Annotated in this window: 14 protein-coding genes; 11 read left to right on the top strand and 3 right to left on the bottom strand. The window is 58.3% G+C overall.

What is annotated here, in order from left to right:
- The 7 genes from apaG (at position 1) to JFU47_RS20070 (ending at position 8,169) form a co-directional block, all read left to right on the top strand.
- Entirely contained in the window at positions 1-381 is a 381-nt protein-coding gene (apaG, locus tag JFU47_RS20100) for a Co2+/Mg2+ efflux protein ApaG (RefSeq protein ID WP_123368659.1), read from the top strand.
- Positions 381-1,262 carry a symmetrical bis(5'-nucleosyl)-tetraphosphatase gene (locus JFU47_RS20095; RefSeq protein WP_123368658.1) on the top strand — a complete coding sequence of 294 codons (882 nt, stop codon included), beginning with the start codon at positions 381-383 and terminating at the stop codon, positions 1,260-1,262. Before apaG ends, JFU47_RS20095 begins: the two co-directional genes overlap by 1 nt.
- A 33-nt stretch (positions 1,263-1,295) precedes the next feature.
- Positions 1,296-1,625, top strand: a complete 330-nt coding sequence (gene glpE / locus JFU47_RS20090; protein ID WP_046045372.1) for a thiosulfate sulfurtransferase GlpE — start codon at positions 1,296-1,298, stop codon at positions 1,623-1,625.
- Positions 1,626-1,921: 296 nt separating this feature from the next.
- On the top strand, positions 1,922-3,844 hold the full coding sequence (locus JFU47_RS20085; RefSeq protein ID WP_033056218.1) for a PrkA family serine protein kinase: 1,923 nt from the start codon (positions 1,922-1,924) through the stop codon (positions 3,842-3,844).
- 201 nt (positions 3,845-4,045) lie between these two features.
- Positions 4,046-5,317, top strand: a complete 1,272-nt coding sequence (locus JFU47_RS20080; RefSeq protein WP_033056219.1) for a YeaH/YhbH family protein — start codon at positions 4,046-4,048, stop codon at positions 5,315-5,317.
- Entirely contained in the window at positions 5,314-6,876 is a 1,563-nt protein-coding gene (locus JFU47_RS20075) for a SpoVR family protein (RefSeq protein ID WP_046045370.1), read from the top strand. Before JFU47_RS20080 ends, JFU47_RS20075 begins: the two co-directional genes overlap by 4 nt.
- A 63-nt stretch (positions 6,877-6,939) precedes the next feature.
- A complete protein-coding gene (locus tag JFU47_RS20070; protein WP_201185124.1) occupies positions 6,940-8,169 on the top strand; it encodes a multifunctional CCA addition/repair protein in 1,230 nt (409 codons plus the stop codon).
- Between the two features lie 84 nt (positions 8,170-8,253).
- Here the strand turns inward: JFU47_RS20070 and folK are convergent, their stop codons facing one another.
- Both folK and folB read right to left on the bottom strand, forming a co-directional pair.
- Positions 8,254-8,772 (bottom strand): 2-amino-4-hydroxy-6-hydroxymethyldihydropteridine diphosphokinase, encoded by a 519-nt coding sequence (gene folK / locus JFU47_RS20065; RefSeq protein ID WP_201185122.1) that lies wholly within the window; start codon positions 8,770-8,772, stop codon positions 8,254-8,256.
- Positions 8,763-9,119, bottom strand: coding sequence for a dihydroneopterin aldolase (folB, locus tag JFU47_RS20060; protein ID WP_030129997.1), 357 nt, complete (start codon positions 9,117-9,119; stop codon positions 8,763-8,765). The genes folK and folB overlap by 10 nt, the downstream gene beginning before the upstream one ends.
- Positions 9,120-9,193: 74 nt before the next feature.
- On the opposite strand from folB, the gene plsY reads away from it, so the two are divergent.
- Positions 9,194-9,763, top strand: coding sequence for a glycerol-3-phosphate 1-O-acyltransferase PlsY (plsY, locus tag JFU47_RS20055; protein WP_123368655.1), 570 nt, complete (start codon positions 9,194-9,196; stop codon positions 9,761-9,763).
- A 23-nt stretch (positions 9,764-9,786) separates the two neighbouring features.
- On the opposite strand, the gene tsaD is transcribed toward plsY, so the two are convergent.
- Positions 9,787-10,812, bottom strand: a complete 1,026-nt coding sequence (gene tsaD, locus JFU47_RS20050; protein ID WP_046045367.1) for a tRNA (adenosine(37)-N6)-threonylcarbamoyltransferase complex transferase subunit TsaD — start codon at positions 10,810-10,812, stop codon at positions 9,787-9,789.
- Positions 10,813-11,011: 199 nt separating this feature from the next.
- On the opposite strand from tsaD, the gene rpsU reads away from it, so the two are divergent.
- The 3 genes from rpsU to rpoD all read left to right on the top strand — a co-directional run bounded on the left by rpsU (position 11,012) and on the right by rpoD (position 15,595).
- The gene (gene rpsU / locus JFU47_RS20045) at positions 11,012-11,227 is read left to right on the top strand and encodes a 30S ribosomal protein S21 (RefSeq protein WP_002551877.1); all 216 of its coding nucleotides are present in this window, start codon (positions 11,012-11,014) and stop codon (positions 11,225-11,227) included.
- A 482-nt stretch (positions 11,228-11,709) separates the two neighbouring features.
- Positions 11,710-13,677, top strand: a complete 1,968-nt coding sequence (gene dnaG, locus JFU47_RS20040) for a DNA primase (protein WP_056741298.1) — start codon at positions 11,710-11,712, stop codon at positions 13,675-13,677.
- Between the two features lie 67 nt (positions 13,678-13,744).
- Complete coding sequence (rpoD, locus tag JFU47_RS20035; RefSeq protein WP_008147190.1) at positions 13,745-15,595, top strand: RNA polymerase sigma factor RpoD; 1,851 nt, start codon at positions 13,745-13,747, stop codon at positions 15,593-15,595.
- Positions 15,596-15,712 lie beyond the last annotated feature (117 nt).

Here is a 15,712-nt window from a genome sequence, read left to right as displayed (position 1 = left end):
ATGTCCGATCCTCGTTACCAGGTCGACGTCAGCGTCGTCACCCGCTATCTGGCAGAACAATCGCAACCCGAGCAAAACCGCTTTGCCTTCGCCTACACCATCACCGTGCACAACAATGGCGAGCTACCGGCCAAACTGTTGTCGCGGCACTGGGTGATCACCGACGGTGACGGGCATGTCGAAGAGGTTCGCGGAGCCGGCGTTGTCGGCCAGCAACCGTTGATCGACGCGGGCGAAAGCCACACCTACAGCAGCGGCACCGTCATGACCTCCAAGGTCGGCACGATGCAGGGTACTTATGAAATGGTTGCCGACGACGGCAAACACTTCGACGCCATCATCGCCCCATTCCGTCTGGCGGTGCCCGGAGCTCTGCACTGATGGCAACGTACGCCGTCGGTGATCTGCAAGGCTGCCTTCAAGCATTGCAATGCCTGCTCAAGCAGGTCGCCTTCGACCCGACACGGGATCGTCTGTGGCTGGTAGGCGATCTGGTCAACCGTGGCCCGCAGTCCCTGGACACCTTGCGCTTCCTCTATAGCATCCGCGAATCGCTGGTATGCGTGCTCGGCAACCACGACCTGCACTTGCTGGCTGCCGGGAAAAACATCGAACGCTTGAAGAAATCCGATACCTTGCTCGAGATTCTCGCAGCGCCCGATTCCGCGGAACTGCTGGAGTGGCTGCGTCAGCAAAAGCTCATGCATTACGACGAACAGCGCGATGTCGCCCTGGTACATGCCGGCATTCCGCCCCAATGGTCACTGCGCAAGGCCTTGAAGTATGCCGCCGAAGTCGAGGCTGCATTGCGCGATGACAACCTGTTGCCGCCCTACCTCGATGGCATGTACGGCAACGATCCGGCGAAATGGGACAACGACCTCAAAGGCGTGACACGCCTGCGGGTGATCACCAACTATTTCACCCGCATGCGGTTTTGTACCGCCGAGGGCAAGCTTGACCTCAAAAGCAAGGAAGGCCTCGACAATGCGCCACCGGGCTACAAACCCTGGTTTCAGCACAAAGAGCGCAAGACCAAGGGCCTGAAGATCATCTTCGGCCACTGGGCCGCTCTGGAAGGCCGATGCAATGAGCCTGGCATCTCGGCCCTCGACACCGGTTGTGTCTGGGGTGGCGCCCTGACCCTCATGAATGTCGACAGCGGTGAACGTCTGTCTTGCAAATGCGATGAGCATGGCCTTGCCCTGCCGCCAGTCGCCGCACTTATCCCCGAACCATCGTCAGCCAGCGCCCCGCGCTAGACTGCGCTTTCAGCCGAGCCACAGGAGCCCGCCATGAGCGAATTCAAACGTATCCCCCCAGAACAGGCCCAGGCCCTGCGCGAACAAGGCGCGGTGGTGGTCGATGTCCGCGATCCGGCAACTTTTGCTGCACTGCACATCGCCGGCTCGAAGCATCTGGACAACGTTTCCATCTCTGATTTCATCCGTGCCGCCGATCTTGATGCACCGACGGTAGTGGTCTGCTATCACGGTAATTCCAGCCAGAGCGCGGCGGCGTACCTGATCAGCCAGGGCTTCTCCGACGTCTACAGCATGGATGGCGGTTTTGAGCTGTGGCGTACGACTTATCCTTCGGAAACGGCGCAAGGCACTTCCGAATAATATTTTTGTAACGCGCAAGCCCCGGCTGCCGCGGGCTCGCGCGGTGGCAGACGAACGGTCTGCCACAACTAATTACGTATCTCGCCTTTACCTCCCGAATAAGCAACTATCCTTAAGCGCAGGCCATCCAAAACAGGGGAGAGCCGGTACACCGGCGCGCGGGTCATCGGGAGTAGCTTTCGGGGTAGTCAGCTTCGAAAGAGTTCTGGGGGGTAAACAGCGACTGCATATTCGGTCGCTGCCAGCATCGACTGAATGATCCGGCGTCGGCTCCACGTATCGAGCGAGGTGACGTCATGAGTATCTTTAGCCACTTCCAACAACGCTTCGAGTCCACACGCCAGGAAGAACTCTCGCTGCAAGAGTATCTTGAGCTGTGCAAAAGCGACCGCAGCGCCTACGCCTCAGCCGCCGAGCGTCTGTTGCTGGCCATCGGTGAGCCGGAGCTTCTCGACACCTCGGCCAACTCGAGGCTGTCGCGAATCTTTTCCAACAAGGTAATCCGCCGCTATCCGGCCTTTGAAGACTTCCACGGGATGGAAGAATGCATTGACCAGATCGTGTCGTATTTCCGCCATGCCGCTCAGGGCCTGGAAGAGAAGAAACAGATTCTCTATCTGCTCGGCCCTGTGGGTGGCGGTAAATCATCCCTGGCCGAGAAGCTCAAGCAGCTGATCGAAAAAGTGCCCTTCTACGCAATCAAGGGCTCGCCGGTATTCGAATCACCTCTGGGTCTGTTCAACGCCACCGAAGATGGCGCGATCCTCGAGGAGGATTTCGGCATTCCACGGCGCTACCTAAACACCATCATGTCGCCATGGGCTACCAAACGCCTCGCCGAATTCGGCGGCGACATCAGCCAGTTCCGCGTTGTGAAGCTGTATCCGTCGATCCTCAACCAGATCGCCGTGGCCAAAACCGAGCCGGGAGATGAAAACAACCAGGATATCTCGGCGCTGGTGGGCAAGGTCGATATCCGCAAACTCGAAGAATTCCCGCAGAACGATGCCGACGCCTACAGCTATTCGGGCGCACTGTGCCGGGCCAACCAGGGCCTGATGGAATTCGTCGAAATGTTCAAGGCACCGATCAAGGTGCTGCACCCACTGCTGACCGCCACTCAGGAAGGCAACTACAACAGTACCGAAGGTCTGGGGGCAATTCCGTTTACCGGGATCCTGCTGGCCCACTCCAACGAATCGGAATGGCACACCTTCCGCAACAACAAGAACAACGAAGCCTTCATCGACCGGATCTACATCGTCAAAGTGCCGTACTGCCTGCGGGTCAGCGACGAAGTGAAGATCTACGACAAGCTCTTGTTCAACAGCTCCCTGGCCAAGGCTCACTGCGCGCCAGACACCCTGAAGATGCTTGCCCAGTTCACCGTACTCTCGCGACTGAAAGAGCCGGAAAACTCCAACATCTACTCCAAAATGCGCGTGTATGACGGCGAAAATCTCAAGGATACCGATCCGAAGGCCAAGTCGATCCAGGAATACCGCGACAACGCGGGTGTCGACGAAGGCATGAACGGCTTGTCGACCCGCTTCGCGTTCAAGATCCTGTCGAAAGTGTTCAACTTTGATCCGCACGAAATCGCTGCCAACCCGGTGCACTTGCTTTACGTGCTGGAACAACAGATCGAACAGGAACAATTCCAGGCGGAAACCCGCGAACGCTATCTGCGCTTCCTCAAGGAGTACCTGGCACCGCGTTATATCGAGTTCATCGGCAAGGAAATCCAGACCGCCTACCTCGAGTCTTATAGCGAGTATGGCCAGAACATCTTCGATCGCTACGTGCTGTACGCCGACTTCTGGATCCAGGACCAGGAATACCGCGACCCGGAAACCGGCGAGATCCTCAACCGCGTAGCGCTGAACGAAGAACTGGAGAAAATCGAAAAACCGGCCGGCATCAGCAATCCGAAAGATTTCCGCAACGAAATCGTCAACTTCGTGCTGCGCGCCCGGGCCAACAACAACGGCAAGAACCCGACCTGGCTCAGCTACGAAAAACTGCGGGTGGTCATCGAGAAAAAAATGTTCTCCAACACCGAGGACCTCCTGCCAGTCATCAGCTTCAACGCCAAGGCCAGCAAAGAGGACCAGCAGAAGCACAACGACTTCGTCACACGGATGGTCGAGCGGGGCTACACCGACAAACAGGTACGACTGCTGTCCGAGTGGTACCTGCGGGTCAGAAAATCACAATAACCCGCTGCCGGTCAGACCGGTTGTCGTCAGCCAGAGGCCTGTGTACGCATTTTCTGTTACACAGACCTCTGGAAGGTGTTCGAAAGTCGGTAGCGAGGTCAGTCAGCGTCCAAAAGCGCTTGGGGGAGCGTGAACATCCCTTGGCACCGTCGATGCTGCATAACCGCTCGCCCCTTTCAGGACAGCTTCTAAGGAGCAGTCATGAGCTATGTGATCGACCGACGTCTCAATGGCAAGAACAAGAGCACGGTGAACCGTCAGCGGTTTCTGCGGCGTTACCGTGATCACATCAAAAAGGCTGTCGAAGAGGCGGTCAGCCGGCGCTCCATTACCGATATGGAGCACGGCGAACAGATCAGCATCCCCGGTCGCGACATTGACGAGCCGGTGCTTCACCACGGTCGCGGTGGCAAGCAGACCGTCGTGCACCCGGGCAACAAGGAATTCACCAGCGGCGAGCACATTGCCCGCCCGCCCGGAGGTGGCGGTGGCAGAGGACCCGGCAAGGCCGGCAACTCGGGCGAAGGGATGGACGAATTCGTCTTCCAGATCACCCAGGAGGAATTCCTCGAATTCATGTTCGAGGACCTTGAGCTGCCGAACCTGGTCAAGCGCAACCTGACCGGCACTGACACCTTCAAGACCGTTCGTGCCGGGATCAGTAACGAGGGCAATCCGTCGCGGATCAACATCATCCGCACCTTGCGCTCGGCCCATGCACGGCGAATCGCCCTGTCTGGCAGCAGCCGGGCAAAATTACGCGAAGCCAAAGAAGAACTGCTGCGACTCAAGCGTGACGAGCCAGACAACTTCGGCGATATTCAGGAAGTCGAAGCAGAAATCGAAAAACTCAGTGCGCGCATTCATCGCGTACCGTTCCTCGATACCTTCGACCTCAAGTACAACCTGCTTATCAAGCAACCCAACCCCAGCTCCAAGGCGGTGATGTTCTGCCTGATGGACGTGTCCGGCTCCATGACCCAAGCGACCAAGGACATCGCCAAGCGTTTCTTTATCCTGCTGTACCTGTTTCTCAAGCGTAACTACGACAAGATCGACGTCGTGTTCATCCGCCACCACACCAGTGCCCGGGAAGTGGACGAAGAGGAGTTTTTCTATTCTCGCGAAACCGGCGGCACCATCGTTTCCAGCGCCTTGAAACTGATGCAGGAGATCATGGCCGAACGCTATCCGAGCAATGAGTGGAATATCTATGCCGCCCAGGCCTCCGACGGCGACAACTGGAACGACGACTCGCCGATCTGCCGCGACATACTGATCAACCAGATCATGCCGTTCGTGCAGTACTACACTTACGTTGAGATCACCCCGCGCGAACATCAGGCCTTGTGGTTCGAGTACGAACGCATCGCGGAAGCCTTCTCTGACACTTTTGCCCAGCAACAACTGGTCTCGGCCGGGGATATCTATCCGGTCTTCCGTGAACTCTTCCAGCGCAGGTTAGTGACATGACCGCCAAAGAGCAGAAGCGCCAACCCATTTCCACCGGCTCCGAATGGACGTTCGAGCTGATTCAGGCCTACGACAAAGAAATCAGTCGTCTGGCGGCTCGCTACGCGCTCGATACTTACCCTAACCAGATCGAAGTGATCACCGCCGAGCAGATGATGGACGCCTACGCCTCCGTCGGTATGCCGCTGGGTTATCACCACTGGTCCTACGGCAAACACTTCCTCAGCACCGAGAAATCCTACTCTCGCGGCCAGATGGGGCTGGCGTACGAGATCGTGATCAACTCGGACCCGTGCATCGCCTATTTGATGGAAGAAAACACCATCTGCATGCAGGCGTTGGTCGTCGCCCATGCCTGCTACGGGCATAACAGCTTTTTCAAAGGCAACTACCTGTTCCGCACCTGGACTGACGCCAGTTCGATCATCGATTACCTGGTCTTTGCCAAGCAATACATCATGCAGTGCGAAGAACGCCACGGTATCGACGCGGTCGAGGACCTGCTGGATTCCTGCCACGCCCTGATGAACTATGGGGTCGATCGCTACAAACGCCCCTATCCGATTTCCGCCGAAGAAGAACGTCGCCGGCAAAAGGATCGGGAAGAGCATTTGCAGAAACAGATCAACGATCTGTGGCGGACCATTCCAAAAGGTGCGGACAAGTACAGCGACAAGGACAACGCGCGCTTTCCCGCCGAACCTCAGGAAAACATCCTCTACTTCATCGAAAAACACGCACCACTGCTGGAGCCATGGCAGCGGGAAATCGTGCGGATCGTGCGCAAGATCGCTCAGTATTTCTACCCGCAACGCCAGACTCAGGTGATGAACGAGGGATGGGCCACGTTCTGGCATTACACCCTGATGAACGACCTGTATGACGAAGGCCTGGTGACCGACGGCTTCATGATGGAGTTTTTGACGTCCCACACCAGCGTGGTCTATCAACCCGGCTTCGATAGCCCCTACTACAACGGCATCAACCCCTACACCCTGGGTTTTGCCATGTACCGGGACATTCGCCGCATGTGTGAACACCCGACCGAAGAGGACTACCGCTGGTTCCCAGAGATTGCTGGGACCGACTGGCTGTCGAGCATCAAATTCGCCATGAGCAGCTTCAAGGATGAAAGCTTCATCCTGCAGTACCTTTCACCCCAGGTGATCCGTGACCTGAAGCTGTTCAGCATTCTTGATGACGACCAGAAAGATGACTTGCTGGTACCGGCGATTCACGACGAAGGGGGTTACCGCATCATCCGTGAAACCCTGGCGGCGCAGTACAACCTGGGCAATCGTGAACCCAACGTGCAGATTTACAGCATCGACCGGCGTGGTGACCGCTCGCTGACCTTGCGTCACCAGCAACACGACCGCAAACCGCTGGGCGAGTCCACCGAGGAAGTGCTCAAACACCTGCACCGCCTCTGGGGCTTCGATATTCATCTGGAAACCCTGCAAGGGGACCAGGTGATGAAAACCCATCATGTTCCGCCCAGAGGTGAACACAGCGAAGGGGATTACGGCCGGCTGGACCTGGCTGTCATCCATCTTTGATCCTGTTTCTGCCTCCGGAGGTTCGACGCAAAGGTTATTCTGTCGGGCTAACGGAGGTTTTTTATGCAGATTTATAAAGTCGGCGGTGCGGTACGCGATCGCCTGCTGGGCAAGCCTGTCACCGACATCGACTGGGTTGTGATTGGCGCCACCACTGAAGAAATGCTCGCCAAGGGCTTTCGGCCGGTGGGTGCGGATTTCCCGGTTTTTCTTCACCCCAAAAGTGGTGAGGAATACGCCCTCGCCCGGACCGAGCGTAAAAGCGGACGCGGTTACGGCGGTTTTACCTTTCACGCCAGCCCAGAAGTCACCCTCGAAGAAGACCTGATTCGCCGTGACCTGACCATCAATGCCATGGCCGAAGACGATCAGCAGAACCTGACCGATCCTTACCACGGCCAGCGCGATCTCGAGGCGCGCCTGCTTCGTCACGTTTCCCCCGCGTTCGCCGAAGATCCGCTCCGGGTTCTGCGTGTTGCCCGCTTCGCAGCGCGTTATGCGGGGCTCGACTTCACCGTGGCGTCGGAGACACTGGAACTGATGCGCCAACTCAGCGAATCAGGCGAACTGGAGGCCTTGACCGCCGAACGCAGCTGGAAAGAAATTTCCCGCGCCCTGATGGAAGATCAGCCACAGGTGTTTATCGAAGTGCTGCGCGAGTGTGGCGCTCTCAAGGTATTGATGCCGGAAGTCGATGCCCTGTTCGGCGTACCGCAACCGGAAGCCCACCACCCGGAAATCGACACGGGCGCGCACACCTTGAGCGTGCTGGAGCAAGCGGCGCGGCACAAACAACCACTCACCGTGCGCTGGGCCTGTCTGCTGCACGACCTCGGCAAGGGACTGACGCCCAAGGAGGAGTGGCCCCGACACATAGCTCATGAGCACAAGGGCTTGAAACTGATCAAAGCGGTCAACGAACGCTTCAAGGCGCCGAAAGACTGTCAGGAGCTGGCTCTGCTGGTGGGCGAATATCACACCCACGGCCATCGCGCTCTGGAGCTGAAGCCGTCGACGTTGCTGGAGTTGCTGCAGAGTTTTGACGTTTACCGTCGGCCGCAGCGGTTCGAGGAATTTATCGCGGCGTGCGAGATGGACGCGCGCGGACGTAAAGGGCTGGAACAGCGAAGTTATCCACAAGCGGATTATTTACGGGGGGCGGCGAATGCTGCCCGGACCGTGGCGGTTCAGCCGTTGCTGGAGAAGGGATTCAAAGGGCTGGAGCTGGGTGAGGCGATCAAGCGAGAGCGACTTAAGGCGCTGAAGGCCTACAAAGAGGCGGCGTCTGCCTGAAAAGCTTCGCGAGCAAGCCCGCCCCCACACGGGACAGCGCACATCCCTGTGGGAGCGAGCCTGCTCGCGAAGGCGTCATCCGCATCACAACAATGCTGAAGGGGTCAGCTGCTCACCGCGCCACTCAAACGCCACGGGCGCCAACACCTGATCAATCTGCGCCTCACCCCACAGGGTCGCAAAGCTTTTGCCTACGCCCGGATGCACGCGATCCGGCGCAATCAGCGACAACGGCCACAGCACGAAGGCATTTTTCAGAATTTCTGCCCGCGGCAGGATCAAGCCATCGAAGTTGCCCACCAGATCGCCGAACAGCAGCACGTCGATATCCAGCGGCAAACCCTTGCGATCCGGCGCATAACGGCCGTTGTCCGCCTCGATGAATTTCAGCCGGCGATCCAGCTCCATCAGCGGCAAATCGGTAAAAGCCGACACCACAAAATTGAAGAATGGCCCGCTCTTGATCCCCACCGGCTGACTTTCGAACACCGCCGAGCAGCGTATATCCACCAGAAAACCTGCCAAGGCTTCCAGGCCAGCCTGCAAATGGGATTCGCGCTCGATATTGCTACCGAGCCCGAGAAACACCTGAGTCAGCGACATCCGCGCTCGATCTCCACGCCCACACCACCCGTGGCAGCCGGAATGGCGCCTGGCTTGGTCAGCTTGAGGCGCATCCAGGTGATCTTGAACTCGCTCATCAGCACTTCAGCCAGACGTTCGGCGAAGGTCTCGACCAACTGGAACTGCGCCTGCTCGGCAAAAGCCTGGATACGCGACGACACACTGGCGTAATCGAGCGCCAGCGTCAGGTCATCACCGGCGGCGGCCGGGCGATTATCCCAGGCGAAGCTCAGATCAAGACGCAAGCACTGTCGGATGCCTCGCTCCCAGTCGTAGGCACCAATCACGGTGTCGACTTCCAGGCCCTCGATAAACACTCTGTCCAAGCACTTTTCTCCGCTGCACGACAAGGGCGCAATGCGCCGTTAGAATCAGGGCGTCCTCGCCCGGAATAGTTAGCATGTTTTGGTTACTGGCGACCCTCGCCTACCTGCTCGGCTCTCTGTCCTTCGCCATTTTGCTCAGCCGCCTGACCGGTAACCCCGATCCGCGAATGAGTGGCTCGGGCAATGCCGGCGCCACCAACATGTTGCGCCTGGCCGGCAAAAAACTCGCCGTCCTGACCTTGATCGGGGACCTCTTCAAAGGCCTGCTACCCGTACTGATCGCCGGCATTGCGGACCTTTCGCTTCAAGAACAGGCCTGGATCGGCGTCTGTGCCGTGATCGGTCACCTGTTCCCGCTGTACTTTCGCTTTCGCGGTGGCAAGGGTGTCGCCACCGCTGCCGGCATGTTGCTGGGCCTCTACCCGCCCGCCGCACTGCTGGCGGTCTGCGCCTGGCTGCTGACGTTCTACCTGACTCGCACCAGCTCACTGGCGGCCTTGATCGCCACACCGCTGACCCTGCCGCTGCTGGCCTGGCAAGAACCGGCGGCACTGCTGCCCATGAGCGCACTCACGGGGCTGATCGTCTGGCGTCATCGGGGCAATCTACGCGACCTGTTTGCCGGGCGCGAACGGCATTTTTAATTACCGGGCATGAGCGCCGCTCATCACAGCGCAGACAATTGCTCCATCGGCCAACGCGCCTGCACGCTGATCGCCAGGCTTTCATGCTGACCGGCCTGCAAACGCTGGCAACCGGCAAAGGCAATCATCGCGCCGTTGTCGGTGCAGAACTCCGGACGAGCATAAAAAACATCGCCCTTCATGTCGCCGAGCATCTTCTCCAGCGAAGTACGCAGTGCCTTGTTGGCGCTGACGCCGCCAGCGATCACCAGACGCTTCATACCGGCCTGTTTCAGGGCACGCTTGCACTTGATGGTCAAAGTCTCCACCACGGCCTGCTGGAACGCCAGCGAGATGTCGCAACGGGCTTGCTCGCTGTCGTCCCCGGCGCTGACGCTCTGCTGCCAGGTGTTCAGGGCGAAGGTTTTCAAGCCACTGAAACTGAAAGCCAGCCCTGGACGGTCGCACATCGGGCGCGGGAAAGTGAAACGTCCTGCAACCCCTTGCTCCGCCAGCCGAGCGATTTCCGGGCCACCCGGATAATTGAGGCCCATCATCTTCGCGGTCTTGTCAAAAGCTTCACCGGCGGCATCGTCGAGGGTCTCGCCCAAGAGCGTGTATTGACCGATCCCGTCGACCTGAACCAGCTGCGTATGACCGCCAGACACCAACAAAGCGACGAACGGGAATTCCGGTGGTTGCGACTCCAGCATCGGCGCCAGCAGGTGACCTTCCATGTGGTGCACACCCAGCGCCGGAATACCCCAGGCGAAGGCCAGCGCCTGAGCGCAAGAGGCGCCCACCAGCAAGGCACCGACCAGGCCAGGACCCGCGGTATAAGCGATGGCGTCGATCTCGGTCGGCACACAGTCAGCTTCGGCCAACACCTGACGAATCAAGGGCAGCATGCGTTTGACGTGGTCACGCGAGGCCAGCTCCGGCACGACCCCGCCATAGGCGCGGTGCAGGTCGATCTGGCTGAACAGCGCATCGGCCAGCAGGCCGCGTTCACTGTCATATAATGCGACACCGGTTTCGTCGCAGGAGGTTTCTAATCCCAGTACTAGCATGGGTTTGCGCCTTGTTTAGGCTGAATTCGAAGGCGCGCATAATAGTCGCCACGTGATGCCCCGACCAGCGGTTTTCGATCAGAGGCTTTGCATTCCGAGCGATGAGGGGTTAACATCCGCAACCCTTAAAAACCGACGTCTTCAAGTGCTCTTTTGCCACGAGGATGTTGACCCCGGTAATGAATGAAGGTAGCTCTGGATGCCAGCCGTCAAAGTAAAAGAGAACGAACCCTTCGACGTAGCTCTGCGTCGTTTCAAGCGCTCCTGCGAAAAAGCCGGTGTACTGGCTGAAGTTCGTAGCCGCGAATTCTACGAGAAGCCTACTTCTGAGCGTAAGCGCAAAGCAGCAGCCGCTGTTAAGCGTCACGCCAAGAAAGTTCAGCGCGAACAGCGCCGCGCCGTTCGTCTGTACTAATACACAGACGTTCGTAGCAAGCTTCTGCCAAGCCCGGCCCTCAGCCGGGCTAATGGCATTTGCGGACAACGCTTGATGCTTCACCGTCAAAGCCGCACACGCGACCGAGACAAATCTGCTTCACAGCGTCAGACCTGGCTCTTTTGCCAGCGGTGCACGTCTTTTCTGACGAGCCTTCCAAGGCTACTGACGAGCACACCCACTGATTCCTCTCACGACGATCAGCCCAAGGCACCTTCTTGCGTGCCAGCTTATGAGCTATCCGAGGCCATCAACAGGCCGCAGCCGGATTCAGCGCAACACTTTCAAATAGTCGAATACTGATTGGTACTAACGTCAGTGGATTTTCGGCAGATACACTTCCCGACAGCGATTACGCAGACGACACTGGTCGAGCCGCACATTTTGCGCGCCTCAAACAACGACCCGCGCTCAGCCGCTCTTCGTTTCGGATCAATTGCAGCGCAGATGACGAGAACGCCATGGCCGGGCTAATTCCCCAGAGCTTCATTGACGACCTTCTGAACCGCACCGACATCGTCGATGTGGTCAGCTCGCGCCTGCAAATGAAAAAGGCCGGCAAGAATTACACCGCTTGCTGCCCGTTCCACAAAGAGAAAACCCCCTCCTTCAGCGTCAGCCCCGACAAGCAGTTCTATTATTGCTTTGGCTGCGGCGCTGGTGGCAACGCCCTCGGCTTCATGATGGACCACGACAATCTGGATTTCGTCCAGGCTGTCGAAGAACTGGCCAAAGCCGCCGGCATGGAAATCCCCCGCGAAGAAAGCGGACGGCCGCACAAACCGCGGCAGCCGACCGATTCGCCGCTCTACCCGCTACTCACCGCCGCCGCCGACTTTTACCGTCAGGCACTGAAAAGCCATCCATCGCGAAAAGCAGCTGTGGATTACTTGAAAGGTCGCGGACTGACCGGCGAAATCGCCCGAGACTTCGGCCTCGGCTTTGCCCCGCCCGGCTGGGACAATCTGTTCAAGCACTTGAGCAGCGACACCCTGCAACAGAAAGCCATGATCGATGCCGGCCTGCTGATCGAGAACGCCGAAACCGGCAAACGCTATGACCGCTTCCGCGATCGCGTGATGTTCCCGATCCGCGACAGCCGCGGACGAATCATCGCCTTCGGCGGCCGGGTATTGGGCGACGACAAGCCGAAATACCTGAATTCACCGGAAACCCCGGTATTCCATAAGGGCCAGGAACTCTACGGCCTCTATGAAGCACGCAAGAACAACCGCAACCTCGACGAAATCATCGTCGTCGAAGGCTACATGGATGTTATCGCCCTCGCCCAGCAAGGCCTGCGCAATGCTGTCGCGACCCTGGGCACCGCCACCAGCGAAGAGCACTTGAAGCGCCTGTTTCGCGTCGTGCCCAACGTGCTGTTCTGTTTCGACGGCGACCAGGCAGGTCGAAATGCCGCCTGGCGGGCATTGGAGGCAGCGCTGCCGAGCCTGCAGGACGGGCGGCGCGCACGCTTTCTGTTCCTCCCCGAAGGCGAAGACCCGGACACGCTGGTCCGCTCCGAAGGCACTGATGCCTTCCGCGCACGGATCAACCAGCACGCCCAACCATTAGCGGATTATTTTTTTCAACAGCTGACCGAGGAATCGGACCCACGCTCGCTCGAAGGCAAGGCCCACATGGCCACCCTCGCCGCGCCGCTGATCGACAAAGTCCCGGGGGCGAACCTGCGCATCCTGATGCGTCAGCGCCTGACTGAAATTACCGGGCTTAGCGGTGAAGCCGTGAGCCAGCTGGTACAAAGCGCACCTCAGGAAGCACCGCCGGCGTACGACCCGGGCATCGATTACGACGCCATGCCGGATTACAGCGACTACCATCAGCCGCAGGCACAAGAGATGTATGTGCCGCAGCAGGAATGGACGCCGAAGAAACCCGGCGCAGGCGGCAAAAAATGGGACAAAAAACCGTGGGACAAAAACGGTAAACGCGGTGGTGATCACGATCAACCCCGCGCACCACGGGTGCCGGCCGCTGTAGAGCCACCGACCCTGGCCGCCTTGCGCACGCTATTGCATCACCCGCAACTGGCCGAGAAAGTCGAGGATGCCGGGCACTTTGCTGCCGAGGATCACACCAACACGCAATTACTGGTGGCCCTTCTCGAAGCCGTACAGAAGAATCCCAAGCTAAACTCATTTCAGTTGATTGCACGCTGGCACGGTACGGAGCAAGGACGTTTGCTCAAGGCGCTGGCGGAAAAGGAATGGCTGATTGACGGAGATAACCTTGAACAACAGTTTTTCGACACCATTACTAGCTTGTCAGCCCGCCAACGCGAGCGAAACCTGGAACAACTTCTCAGGAAAGCACGTCAAAGCGAACTGAGTGCCGAAGAGAAAAATCAACTGCGCGACCTATTAAGTCGCAATGTTTCCGCAACAAGCCCGACCTCAACTGGCGCGTGAGGTCATAGCTCAGGTATAATCCTCGGCTTGTTTTTTGCCCGCCAAGACCTTCAGTGGATAGGGTGTTATGTCCGGAAAAGCGCAACAGCAGTCTCGTATCAAAGAGTTGATCACACTTGGTCGTGAGCAGGGTTACCTGACTTACGCGGAGGTCAACGACCACCTGCCGGAGGATATTTCAGATCCGGAACAGGTGGAAGACATCATCCGCATGATCAATGACATGGGGATCAACGTATTCGAGGTTGCGCCAGATAAGGATTCTCTTATGCTGGCCGACGCCGATACCGACGAAGCCGCGGCCGAAGAGGCAGCAGCAGCGTTGGCAGCGGTCGAGACCGACATTGGTCGCACCACCGACCCAGTGCGCATGTACATGCGTGAAATGGGTACGGTAGAGCTCCTCACACGTGAAGGCGAAATCGAAATCGCCAAACGTATTGAAGAGGGCATCCGCGAAGTGATGGGCGCAATTGCGCACTTCCCTGGCACGGTTGACCATATTCTGTCCGAATACACTCGCGTCACCACCGAAGGTGGCCGCCTGTCCGACGTTCTGAGCGGTTATATCGACCCGGACGACGGCATTGCGCCGCCTGCTGCAGAAGTGCCGCCGCCTGTCGACCCGAAAGCCGTGAAAGCGGACGACGACACCGACGACGACGACGCTGAAGCCAGCACCGACGACGAAGAAGAAGCCGAAAGCGGTCCGGATCCGGTCATCGCAGCTCAGCGCTTTGGCGCTGTCTCCGATCAGATGGAAATCACCCGCAAGGCGCTGAAAAAGCACGGTCGTGGCAACAAGCTGGCAATTGCCGAGCTGGTGCTTCTGGCTGAGCTGTTCATGCCGATCAAACTGGTTCCGAAGCAATTCGAAGGCCTGGTCGAGCGTGTTCGCAGTGCCCTGGATCGTCTGCGTCAGCAAGAGCGCGCGATCATGCAACTTTGCGTTCGCGATGCTCGTATGCCGCGTGCCGACTTCCTGCGCCAGTTCCCGGGCAATGAAGTCGACGAAAGCTGGACCGACGCACTGGCCAAAGGCAAAAGCAAATACGCTGAAGCCATTGGTCGCCTGCAACCGGACATCATTCGTTGCCAGCAGAAGCTGACCGCGCTGCAAACCGAAACCGGTTTGACGATCGCCGAGATCAAGGACATCAACCGTCGCATGTCGATCGGTGAGGCCAAGGCCCGCCGCGCGAAGAAAGAGATGGTAGAAGCGAACTTGCGTCTGGTGATCTCCATCGCCAAGAAGTACACCAACCGTGGTCTGCAATTCCTCGATCTGATCCAGGAAGGCAACATCGGTTTGATGAAAGCGGTAGACAAGTTCGAATACCGCCGCGGCTACAAATTCTCGACTTATGCCACCTGGTGGATCCGTCAGGCGATCACTCGCTCGATCGCCGACCAGGCCCGCACCATCCGTATTCCGGTGCACATGATCGAGACGATCAACAAGCTCAACCGCATTTCCCGTCAGATGTTGCAGGAAATGGGTCGCGAACCGACCCCGGAAGAGCTGGGCGAACGCATGGAAATGCCTGAGGACAAGATCCGCAAGGTATTGAAGATCGCTAAAGAGCCGATCTCCATGGAAACCCCGATCGGTGATGACGAAGACTCCCATTTGGGTGACTTCATCGAAGACTCGACCATGCAGTCGCCGATCGATGTCGCCACTGTTGAGAGCCTTAAAGAAGCGACTCGCGAAGTTCTGTCCGGCCTCACTGCCCGTGAAGCCAAGGTTCTGCGCATGCGCTTCGGTATCGACATGAATACCGACCACACCCTCGAGGAGGTTGGTAAGCAGTTCGACGTAACCCGTGAACGGATTCGTCAGATCGAAGCCAAGGCGCTGCGCAAGCTGCGCCACCCGACGAGAAGCGAGCATTTGCGCTCCTTCCTCGACGAGTAACAACAAAACCCCCGGCCCAGGCCGGGGGTTTTGCTTTTATACAGATTAAATCCCCCGCACCTCCCTCCCTCCGAATTGCCCGTCTACACTCGAAACATTCCCCGAGCCATAACGAGA

It is taken from the genome of Pseudomonas sp. TH39(2020) (genome assembly GCF_016650715.1).
Lineage (GTDB): Bacteria > Pseudomonadota > Gammaproteobacteria > Pseudomonadales > Pseudomonadaceae > Aquipseudomonas > Aquipseudomonas mandelii_C.
Note: the sequence above shows the minus strand (reverse complement) of the source record. Positions and strands in the feature narration are given on the sequence as shown.